Annotated in this window: 8 protein-coding genes; all 8 read left to right on the top strand. The window is 37.6% G+C overall.

All coding sequences use genetic code 11. The annotated features are described in order from the left end of the window. Positions 1–93 precede the first annotated feature (93 nt). Complete coding sequence (locus AA0X95_RS22445; RefSeq protein ID WP_413301748.1) at positions 94–1,275, top strand: LL-diaminopimelate aminotransferase; 1,182 nt, start codon at positions 94–96, stop codon at positions 1,273–1,275. Between the two features lie 451 nt (positions 1,276–1,726). Then, a complete protein-coding gene (locus AA0X95_RS22440) occupies positions 1,727–2,551 on the top strand; it encodes a hypothetical protein (RefSeq protein ID WP_413301746.1) in 825 nt (274 codons plus the stop codon). 69 nt (positions 2,552–2,620) lie between these two features. Next, positions 2,621–3,397 (top strand): type II CAAX prenyl endopeptidase Rce1 family protein, encoded by a 777-nt coding sequence (locus tag AA0X95_RS22435; RefSeq protein WP_413301744.1) that lies wholly within the window; start codon positions 2,621–2,623, stop codon positions 3,395–3,397. A 15-nt stretch (positions 3,398–3,412) separates the two neighbouring features. Next, positions 3,413–4,039, top strand: a complete 627-nt coding sequence (locus AA0X95_RS22430; RefSeq protein ID WP_413301742.1) for a TetR/AcrR family transcriptional regulator — start codon at positions 3,413–3,415, stop codon at positions 4,037–4,039. Positions 4,040–4,141: 102 nt separating this feature from the next. Next, on the top strand, positions 4,142–4,594 hold the full coding sequence (locus tag AA0X95_RS22425) for a CoxG family protein (protein ID WP_413301740.1): 453 nt from the start codon (positions 4,142–4,144) through the stop codon (positions 4,592–4,594). A gap of 135 nt (positions 4,595–4,729) precedes the next feature. Next, positions 4,730–5,815: a cadherin-like beta sandwich domain-containing protein gene (locus AA0X95_RS22420; protein WP_413301738.1), complete on the top strand. Its 1,086-nt coding sequence runs from the start codon at positions 4,730–4,732 to the stop codon at positions 5,813–5,815. Positions 5,816–5,960: 145 nt separating this feature from the next. Next, positions 5,961–8,717: a phosphoenolpyruvate carboxylase gene (gene ppc / locus AA0X95_RS22415; protein ID WP_413301736.1), complete on the top strand. Its 2,757-nt coding sequence runs from the start codon at positions 5,961–5,963 to the stop codon at positions 8,715–8,717. 574 nt (positions 8,718–9,291) lie between these two features. Beyond that, complete coding sequence (adhE, locus tag AA0X95_RS22410; protein WP_413301734.1) at positions 9,292–11,895, top strand: bifunctional acetaldehyde-CoA/alcohol dehydrogenase; 2,604 nt, start codon at positions 9,292–9,294, stop codon at positions 11,893–11,895. The last annotated feature ends 14 nt before the right edge of the window (positions 11,896–11,909 follow it).

Here is an 11,909-nt window from a genome sequence, read left to right as displayed (position 1 = left end):
GTTAGACTGATATAATCTGAATTATGTTAAAACAAATAAAATTATTATACTAGGAAAGATTCTGTGAAAAAATAAGATTGTGGGGGAAGGTCTATGAATCTCATTGCATCGGAAAAACTGCAAAAAATGTCAGCAAGTATTTTTCAAGAAGTAGCGAATCGTAAAAAGGAAGCTATAAAAAGAGGAAAAGATGTCATTGATTTAAGTGTGGGATCCCCAGATTTTCCACCGCCGTCGTTTGTGGTGGATACCTTAGTAGAAGCGGCAAAGGACACAAGCCGGTATGGATATACACTGACAGGGATACCTGAATTTCATGAAGCGGTCAGTTATTTTTATAAACAAAGGTATGCGGTTGACCTAAACCCAGAAAATGAAGTATTGCAGTTAATGGGGTCACAGGATGGATTGGCACACTTGGCTACAGCACTGATTAATCCAGGTGAATATGTTTTGGTTCCCGACCCTGGTTATCCCATTTATGAAGCAAGTGTAAATATTGCGGGTGGAGTAATTTATCCATTCCCTTTGTTAGCCGAAAATAAGTTTCAACCAAAGCTGAATGAAATTCCATTAGAGGTTCTTCAGAAAACAAAAATGATGATTATCAGTTATCCTGGAAATCCTGTTACTGCATTAGCAGATTTTAGTTTTTATGAAGAGGTAGTGGCTTTTGCTAAAAAGCATGAAATCTTGATTGTTCATGACTTTGCTTATTCTGAATTAATTTTTGATGATCATCCGCAGCTTAGTTTCATGTCAATACCAGGAGCAAAAGAGATCGGAATTGAGTTCAATTCACTTTCCAAAACTTTTAATATGGCTGGTTGTCGAATCGGATACGTTGTCGGCAATAGACAAGCTATTGAGATTTTAGCTTCGTTTAAGTCTCATATTGATTATGGAATTTTTTATCCGATTCAAAAAGCAGCAGTAATGGCATTGACCTCCGATTTCCATTTCCTTCGACAACAGGCAAAAGAATATGAGCTTCGTCGGGATGCATTAATTACAGGTCTAAGGAAAAGTGGATGGCAAGTGGAAAAGTCTCCTGCAACAATGTTTGTGTGGGCAAAAATCCCCGCTGGATGGACCTCAAGAGAATTTGCCTTTGAATTGATTAATCAAGCAGGTGTGGCAGTTATTCCTGGTGACGCATTTGGAAAATTAGGGGAAGGGTATGTTCGTATTGCTATGGTACAGCCGGAAGAACGGTTATCGACCGCTGCAGAAAGAATCCACCAATTCCTTTTAAAACAGGCAATAACAAATTAAGCATAGGAGAGACTGGATCTTTATTAAAAAGGGCCAGTCTCTTTTTTTAAAAAGATAATGTATAAAATTTGTCACAGCAACACTCCTTGATACTGTGGTAATTTATGTCCCGATGACCCGATCCAATGGAAGGAAGCAGCCCGATAAATAGGAGAAGTTTCTAAAGCCCGTGGCAAGAGAAAAAGAGCGCGACCGGTAAATAGGGGAAGTTTTTATTGCAAGTGGCAAGGTTGCCTGCTACTAAAGGTAAATGACTTTTGTTCGCTTAATTAAGAATATACCTCTGTCTGCGCTCCTCTAGCCGATAGACCAGCTTAATCTGAAATAATTCCTAGGCACTTGCTCTATTTTTATCCATAATAATACAATTTGTTGACATATGAACGAACGTTAATTAATATATTGTTAGTGGTAAAAAAATCCAAAATATATTAATGAAAGGATGATCCATGTGAATAAATTTGTTTGTACAACGTGTGGAACACAATATCCAGACTCCGCTCGTCCTCCAAGCTCGTGCATGATTTGTGAGGAAGAAAGACAGTATGTAAACCCAAATGGGCAAGCCTGGACAACACTTGAGAAGTTAATTGAGTCACAAAAATATAAAAATAAAATTCTATTAGAAGAGGAAAATTTGTATAGTATCACCACGTCTCCTTCTTTTGGAATCGGTCAAACAGCTTACTTTATTAAAGGAAATGACTTTAATGTATTATGGGATTGTATAACCTATCTTGATGAAAAGACGATTGAGGAGATTCATCAAATGGGAGGAATTAACGCGATTGCTCTTTCCCACCCTCATTATTATTCAGCACAGATTGAGTGGGCAAAAGCATTTGATGTCCCTATATACATCCATGAGGATGACAAGGAATGGATTGTGAATCCAAGTGATCATATTATTCTATGGTCTGGAGAAAAGCTAGTCTTACATGAGGGAATGACTATTCACAGATTAGGGGGACATTTTAAAGGTGGGGCAGTTTTACACTGGGAGGATGGAAACGAAGGGAACGGCGTCCTTTTAACAGGAGATATCATCCAAGTAGTGGCCGATAGAAAGTGGGTAAGCTTTATGTATAGTTATCCTAACTTGATTCCATTACCTGCTAAAACAGTTAGAGAGATGGCAGAGAGGGTTAAGCCCTTATCATTTAATCGGATTTATAATGCCTTTCATAAGATCGTGAAGGAAGATGCCAACCAATCCGTTCAATTATCAGCTAATCGATATATTAGAGCCGTTCAAGGAGAATTGTTCCAAACCTAATTTTTTTACGAAACTCGTGAACGAACGTTAATTCATTGGAGGTTTTAAAATTATCCCATGAGGTGTAATATGAAAAAGGAATTATTGAATTCGAATAGCGTACAGGTGAGGATAGTAAATAATGAGAACAAAATTGGCAGGAGAATTGTCTTCTCATTAGTAATGAGAACAATATTATTCATATTATTTGGGGCCTTATTAGTTGGCTTTTTTGCCCTAGCTGGCGAAAGTTCTCCCCTACATGCAGCGGAAAAATGGTGGCCATTTCAAGCCATATTTGCCAATATCGTCACTTTTCTCATCTTAAGGAGTTTATTGAAAAAGGAAGGCCACTCGTATTTTTCCATTTTTAACTTTAAAAAAGGCCGAGCAAAAAAAGATACACTTGAAACGTTATGGCTGGTGATTGTGGGGATAGTTGCAGGAGCCATTCCGTTGTTTCTATTTTCATATCTATTATTAGGAACATTTACACCACCTGAGGTGATGTTTCAGAAGCTTCCAATTTGGGCTGCGGCCACCGCTCTCATTTTGTTTCCCATCTCCAATGGTCTTGTGGAAACTCCAACATACATCGGGTACGCACTTCCAAGAATTAAGGCAAGAACAGGTAAACTCTGGTTAGCCATTACCCTATCGGGATTATTCCTTGCATTTCAACATGTGGCACTGCCATTAGTTTTTGATGGACCATACATGATGTGGCGTTTCTTGTCATTCGTGCCATTAGCAATCATTCTAGGGATTATTTTCAACAAAACCAATCGCTTATTGCCGATTGCGATCGCCCACTTTCTAATGGACCTTCAACTGGTGGTACAGCTTATGTTAATGACAATGAAATAAGAAGGAGTTCTTCGGATGAATCATCCAGTAACAGATCTTGATGTAAACAGCACAAAATATAGAATCCTTGAAGCTTCTATAGACTTATTTTCTCATAAAGGCTTTTCTGCCGTATCCGTTCGTGAGCTAACAAAAGTGGTTGGAATAAAAGAAAGTGCACTTTATAATCACTTCAAATCTAAAGATGAAATCTTAGAATGGGTGTATGCATTATTTCGTGAAAGTCATTCTAAAACAAGACCGAATCAGGATACGTTAAATGCCATTTGTAACAGGATAACAATCAAGCCATTTTTAACTCAAGGGATTATCAATTTTAAACAGGCAGTAGAAGAACCGTTGCACGAAAAAATGTGGAGAATACTAAATATCGAGCAATTCCGTGACCAAAGGGCTAGAGGTATCATTATTAATGATGTATATAAGGGGACTGTTGATTTCTTGGAGGTTGCATTTCAGATTTTTATTGATAAAGGGGAACTTAAACAACAAAATGCTAAGATTTTAGCAACCGAGTATCAGTATCCATTGTTTACGATGATGACGGAATACTTGCTCCTGAAGTATGACGGTATAGATACAGCAGAAGTAGAAATGAAAATGGAGAATCATTTAAGCTTTTTTCTTGAAGCAATTCGTTAGTTTGGGAAATTTCTTCTATAAACTGGTTTATAAACATATATATTTAAAAAGGCCTTCAGATACTTGAAGGCTTTTTACAATGATTATGAAAGAGGGATATAAATGCCAAGTGAAATTCAACATGTAGAATTAGATATCCCAATTGAAGTGATTTGGAGATTTATACGCGATCCGGATAACTGGGCACCCTTAGTCCCGGGTTATATTCAACATGAAATAGTAAATGAAAACCAAATTACATGGGAATTTAAAAGTGACCTCTTAGGCATTATGAAGAAAAAGGTCAGTTTAATCATTGATAATATTATATGGAATGAACCCTTGAAGGTAAGTTTCGAATTAAAGCGCTCTAATGAAAAATACCTAGGTGAAGGATATTTCGAAGCTAAAGCAATGAATAGAAACAAAACAAAAGTAACAGGTTTTCTTGAAATTAATGCAACCGGTCCAATGGGCTCTTTAGCTAATACACTTTTTAAAAAAGCCATTCAAAAGTCTGATGAAGAAGTGGCTGTAGCCATCTCTTCTAAACTGGAAGAATTCAATAGGAGATAGAAAAAAGCCGTAAATCTTGTAAAAGCAACAGGATTTACGGTTTTTTTATTTTAATAATATTCTAAAAAAAGTTAAGGTTTTCTTAAGCATCCAGTGGTACCTTTAGTCTACATTATTGATGCGGGAGGAAAAGACATGTTTGCGAAGGTGCCAAAAAGAGGAATAAATATTATACTTGCTGCTTCCATGGTCGGGATGGGGAACTATTCTTACATACCTATTGCTTATGCTGAAAGTACAGTTCCTGAACAGGCAAATCAGTCTGAAAACACACTTTCATTATTGGAAATTGAAGGGATTAAGCTCGATTATGATTTTACGGCAGATGTGAAAGAATATTCTACCACTGTAGAAAATGAAACAAAGGAAATTAATTTACTTGTAGAAAGTAATAATCCAGATGCTCGTATTACAATTAATGACAAGTCAATCAAAAGTGGTGTAGCAAGCACATTTTCTCTTCAAACAGGAGAAAACAAATTCCTCATTACTGTTTCTGAAAGTACACACCAACTGAATACCTATACGCTTACCGTTACTAGGAAACAAAATGGGAATAACCTTTTGCAAAATCTGGAATTGTCTACTGGAAAACTGTCACCGAACTTTTCATCTGAAATTAACAATTATAGTATCGAAGTAGCAAATAACATAGCTTCTCTTACGGTTACACCGACTTCAGTTGAGCCCACATCAACTATTCAGGTAAATGGGACTAACCTTAAAGAAGGAAGTATTTCAGTGGACCTTCCTATTGGGGAATCAGTCATCACTATTGTTGTTACGTCAGAGAATGGAGAAAAAAAGACCTATACTATTAATGTGACTAGGGGTAATTCGGCAAATTCACAAATTACCATCCCTACGCAAAACAATCGAACGAATACATTTCAACCAACTATGAACCAACAAGGTAATACCACAACCACAGTACAAAAAGTCAGTAAAGCTACCCTTTCTTCACTAACAGTTAACAATGGAACATGGGACAGTGCGTTTACTTCTGATGAATTTACTTACCATGTGGCTGTTGATAGTGATGTAGATTCCATTACATTAAGCCCAACAGCTCGTTACAGCAGTTCAACCATCTCAATTGAGGGTGGTACAAGCAAAACGGTAAAGTTAGACGATGATAACAAAACCATCATTTCAATTGTTGTAACATATAGTGATGATGATCGAAAAACTTATGTCCTCGTCATTGATAGAAATGAATAAATCTTATATGATCAGAACCTGTAATGTGCAGGTTTTTTTCTATTTTTTAAAAAAGTAAGTTATTTCTTTCACATGATGGGTAAAGTTATGATATATTTATATATAAAAATTTAGCGAATTTTTTGATTATAGGAAGGTGAATGGTATGGCGACAGAATTAAAGGTAAATGACAGCAGTCTTCCGTTGCGACGCGATGTGAAATTACTTGGAAAAATGCTTGGGGAAATTCTTGTCAATCATGGTGGTTCCGAACTGTTCGAAAAAGTGGAAAAGATTAGACATATGACTAAAACACTAAGAACACACTTTGATCAGGAAATTTATGCTGACTTAAAAAGTGAAATTACAAATTTAAGCTCTCCGATGAGGAGGCAAATCATCCGTGCCTTTTCCATGTATTTTCATTTAATAAATGCTGCAGAACAAAATCACCGTATTCGAAGAAGAAGAGAGTATCAGCTTCAAGATGATAATATTGTACAACCTGCTTCGATAGAGAGTGCGGTTCTTTCTCTAAAAGAAAACAATATTAATGAGGATGTAATTCGAAATGTATTACATACACTCTCGTTGGAATTGGTGATAACTGCCCATCCAACAGAGGCGACGAAACGCTCGATTCTTGAAATTCAACAGCGAATTGCTGATATCTTAAAAAGTTTAGACCATCCATTATTAACAAGTAGAGAAAGAAAGCAGCTTGAAGAGAGCTTGTTTAATGAAGTGACCATCCTTTGGCAAACTGATGAATTACGTGAGCATAAGCCGACTGTTTTGGATGAAGTAAGGAATGGACTTTATTATTTTGATCAAACACTATTTGAAGTCCTACCGGAAATACACCAGGAAGTCGCTAATTGCTTAGGGAAGTACTATTCTACTGCAACGTGGGAAGTTCCTAATTTTCTCCGTTTCGGTTCCTGGATTGGTGGAGATCGAGATGGAAATCCAAATGTTACTCATGATGTCACATGGGAAACATTGAACAGGCAAAGAAGATTGGTGTTAAAGAAGTATAAAAATGTCTTAATTGACCTAATGAAGAGGTACAGCCACTCTACTACACGTGTAGATGTAAGTGAGGAGCTTCTAACATTTATTAATGAGAAGGAAGATACTTACTTAAGGGAAGACAAAAAATGGCCAATCAAATCTGAAGTGTACCGCCGTGCCTTTGCCCTTATTATTGAACGGGTTAAGCAAGTGGGGAACTCAGAGTTAGGCTATCGTTCTGCAGATGAATTATTAGAAGACCTATTCATTATTAAAAGAAGTTTAAAAAAGCATCATCCTGCAGCGAACGAATTAAAAATTATTCAAAAGCTGATCCGTCAAGTGCAATTGTTTGGTTTCCATTTAGCTACTCTTGATATTCGTAACCATAGTGGTGAACATGAAGCAGCCATTTCAGAAATTTTACGTAAGGTTCGTATTTCTGAGAATTATGCTGTACTTCCTGAAGAAGAAAAACTAAAAATTTTACAGAACATCCTTATGGATCCACGCCCACTCTTATTATTAAATGAAGATTATTCTGCGGAAACGCAGGAGATGATCAAAGTGTTCCAAATGATCAAAGAGGCACATGAAGAGTTTGGGAAAAGATCTATATCTGTCTATCTTGTAAGTATGACTAAATCACCAAGTGATTTGCTTGAAGTCCTTGTTTTAGCAAAAGAGGCGGGAATTTATAGACTCCATGCAGACGGTACGTTAGAAAGTAATTTAAATGTAGCCCCACTCCTAGAAACGATTGATGATCTTGTAGCTGGTCCTAAAATTATGCAAACCCTTTTTGAAATGCCGGTCTATCGAAATCATTTGCAAATTTTAGGGGATCAACAAGAAATTATGCTGGGCTATTCTGACGGTAGCAAGGACGGCGGGACATTAACAGCAAACTGGAAGCTATACAGAGCTCAGATTGAAATTCATAAAATGGCTAAAAATTATGAAATTGGACTTAAGTTCTTCCACGGACGTGGTGGTTCGTTAGGCCGTGGCGGTGGCCCATTAAATAAGAGTATCTTATCTCAACCAGCAGAAACAATTGGAGATGGTGTCAAAATTACCGAACAGGGAGAGGTATTATCATCAAGGTATTTACTTGAGGATATTGCTTACCGAAGTTTGGAGCAGGCGACGTCTACATTGCTGCTAGCGGCAACAAATGTATCAAAAGAGTCAGGATATCACCGAGATCCAATTTGGGAAGTAACCATTGAGGAAATCGCAGGTGTATCTTTGGGGAAATATCAATCACTTGTATTTGGTGATCCAGACTTTTTAACTTACTTTAATGAAGCTACCCCTCTAAGGGAACTTGGGGACTTAAATATTGGGTCAAGACCGATGAGTAGAAAAAATCGAGGGCGATTTGAGGATTTAAGGGCTATCCCATGGGTGTTTGCTTGGACTCAAAGCAGGCAGTTACTCCCTGCATGGTATGCAGCTGGAACTGGATTAGATTCTTTCGCTTCTAAAAGTGCAGAAAACCTTAAGCTCTTACAACAAATGTATGAGAAGTGGCCATTTTTCCGATCAACGATTGATAATTTACACATGGCATTGATGAAAGCTGATATTACAACAGCGAAGGAATATTTAACACTTGTTGAAGATAAGGCAATTGCAGATAGAATTTTTAATAATATTTTAGAGGAATATGAAAAAACAAAAGCTATTTTGCTGAAAATTACTGGGGATAAGGAATTGCTGGATAATACTCCAAATATTCAAGAGTCCGTATACAGACGTAATCCGTATGTTGATCCGTTAAACTTCCTTCAGGTTGAACTAATAAAAGAACTAAGGGAACAAGAAGAGCCGAATGATGAATTAATAACGCAAGTTCTTCTTACAATAAGCGGAATTTCTGCTGGTTTAAGGAATACAGGTTGATATCCAACTAAATCCAGAGGCTGACTCATAGAGTCAGCCTCTTAAGATTGTCGAGAAAGATTTTATTATTATTTATTAGTTGAATGGAAGGTTTTTATTCAATACACAATGTTGATTGGAGTGGAAGGCGGCGAAGACTCCTGCGGGAGTACGGGGCAGGGGAGACTCCGCAGGAGCGAAGCGACGAGGAGGCTCCCCGGCACGCCCGAGGAAAGCGAAGCCGCCTAGAGCGGAAATCAACATACTTATTGGAAGCGCTATATATTAATAGCATCATAGGAAATTAACCTGGTGGATCATTAAAGGATTCATATGAAATAAAAAGCTATCGAAAGTTTTTCTACAGCCTGCAGAGTCAGCCTCTTTTTAGTATTGTGTGAGTCAAAATTTTGAACATTCTATGAAATGAATGAGTACTCATTCGTTTGTTAACATGATTCGACAATTTTCGAAATTTTTAAATGATATATTTTAGCCAGCGGGAGTAAGGGAGTGAATAAGACTATATTTTGAGGAACCAAACATACCTAATTTCTAAAATCTTGTATTCGATGATGATTCGGAGGGGACAAAAATGTCTGTAAAAGAAAGAGTGGTACTTGAAACTCAAACGGTTGCTGCAATGATTGACTCGTTGGCAAACAATGCCGTGAAGGCACTTGGTGCTTTTCGTTGTTACAACCAGGAAATGGTTGATGAAATTGTAAAGCAAATGGCACTGACCGCGCTAGAAAACCATAGGGAATTGGCAAAGCTTGCTGTAAATGAAACACGCCGCGGAGTTTATGAGGATAAAGTTTTTAAAAATATGTTTGCAACAGAATTTATTTATAACAATATACGGAACATGAAAACCGTGGGTGTTATCAGTGAAAACGAAAATGAAGGAATGGTAGAGCTGGCAGAGCCAGTAGGCGTCATCGCAGGAGTCATTCCAATTACTAATCCTACCTCAACTGTGATTTTTAAATCATTAATTTCTCTTAAAACACGAAATCCTATTATATTTGCCTTTCCAAAATATGCACAACAATGCTGCAAAGAGACAGCAGAATTGTTAAAGAAAGCCGCCATGAGCGCGGGTGCTCCTGAGAACTGCATCCAATGGATTGAAGAGCCTTCCCATGAAGCTTTCCAGGCTCTTATGATGCATCCAAAGATTTCACTCATTTTAGCAACAGGTGGACCTAATTTGGTAAAAGCGGCTTATAGCTCAGGTAAACCGGCACTTGGAGTGGGAGCAGGGAATGTACCTTGTTATATCGAGAAAACAGCTCATATCAAACGTGCTGTCAATGATGTAATCTTATCCAAAACCTTTGACAACGGTATGATTTGCGCTTCCGAACAAGCTGTGATTATTGATCAAGAAATTTACGATGAAGTGAAACAGGAAATGATAGAAAACCATTGCTATTTTCTTAATGAAGAAGAACGTAAGATGCTAGAAAAAGTGGCTATATTTGAAAAAACAAACTCTATTAATCAGTTAATTGTTGGATTACCAGCGTATGTGATTGCGAAAATGGCTGGAATAAACGTCCCTGTAAATACGAAGATTCTTATTGCTGAGTTAGAGGGAGTAGGACATAACTACCCGCTTTCCTGTGAAAAGCTAAGTCCAATCTTAGCATGCTATAAGGTTACTAATTTTATTGAAGGTTTAAAAATTGCGGAAGAAACACTGGAATATGGGGGACTAGGACATTCGGCAGCTATTCATACATCAGATCAAAGCATTATTGATATGTTCGCAGCACGCATGAAGGCTGGTCGAATCATCGTTAATACTCCTTCCACACATGGTGCAATTGGGGATATATATAATACTTCTCTTCCGTCTTTAACAATTGGTTGTGGAACTTATGGGGGGAATTCAGTGTCACAGAATGTTGGAGCCGCTAATCTCATCAACATTAAAAAAGTTGCCAAAAGAAGAACGTTTACACAATGGTTTAAAGTTCCATCACAGATTTTCTTTGAGAAAAATTCAATCCAAATGCTTGCTCAGGTCCCAAATATCTCGAAAGCATTTATTGTCACAAGCGGTAGTCCTATGAAAAATGGCTTTGTCGACAAGGTTTTGTATTATCTTGAAAAACATCAAAATAAGGTTCATTGGGAGACATTTTCTGAAATTGAGCCAGATCCTAGTATTGAAACAGTCATGAATGGTGCAGAGAGAATGAGAAGATTTCAGCCAGATGTCATTATTGCACTAGGTGGCGGTTCGGTGATGGATGCGGCTAAAGCAATGTGGTTATTTTACGAGCATCCAGAAACAGATTTCCATAGTTTAACGCAAAAATTCTTTGATCCGAATAAGCGAGTTGTTAAATTCCCTATTCTTCGCCAAAAGGCTAAGTTTATCGCGATTCCTACGACATCAGGTACAGGTTCAGAAGTAACAGCCTTCTCAGTCATTACTGATAAAAAAGCTAACATTAAATACCCGCTTGCAGATTTTCAACTAACACCTGATGTGGCAATTATTGATCCGCAGTTTGTAATGACTGTTCCAAAGCATGTTACGGCTGATACAGGAATGGATGTATTAACTCATGCGATTGAAGCCTATGTATCGGTATTGGCAAATGATTACACGGACGGGCTGGCACTAAAAGCTATTCAGTTGGTTTTTGAGTATTTACCAAGAGCTTATCGGGATGGCAGTGATGAATTAGCACGTGAAAAAATGCACAATGCATCAACTATAGCAGGGATGGCCTTTGCTAATTCTTTTTTAGGAGTCAACCATAGCTTAGCCCATGTACTGGGTGCCGAGTTCCACATTCCACATGGACGTGCGAATGCATTACTTTTACCACATGTGATTCGTTACAATTCAGCCAAACCAAACAAGTTTATGACCTATCCGAAATATGAATCCTTTATTGCGGATAAGCGATATTGTGAAATTGCCAAAATGCTTGGACTGCCTGCTAGTACGACAGAAGAAGGAATTGAGAGCTTGATATCGGCCATTATTAAGCTTGCTGAGGAACTAGATATTTCCATGAGTATTGAGGCTAACGGGGTTTCAAATTCAGAATTTGAAAGTAAGGTTGCTGGACTTGCGGAACTTGCTTTTGATGATCAAGACACCATTGCCAATCCAAAACAGCCATTTGTAAGTGAACTTGCTGAAATTTACCGAAAAGCTTATATAGGTGTATAGGCCTTGTGAATAAA

Source organism: Neobacillus phoenicis (assembly GCF_047302305.1).
Classification (GTDB): Bacteria; Bacillota; Bacilli; order Bacillales; family Cytobacillaceae; genus Neobacillus.
Note: the sequence above shows the minus strand (reverse complement) of the source record. Positions and strands in the feature narration are given on the sequence as shown.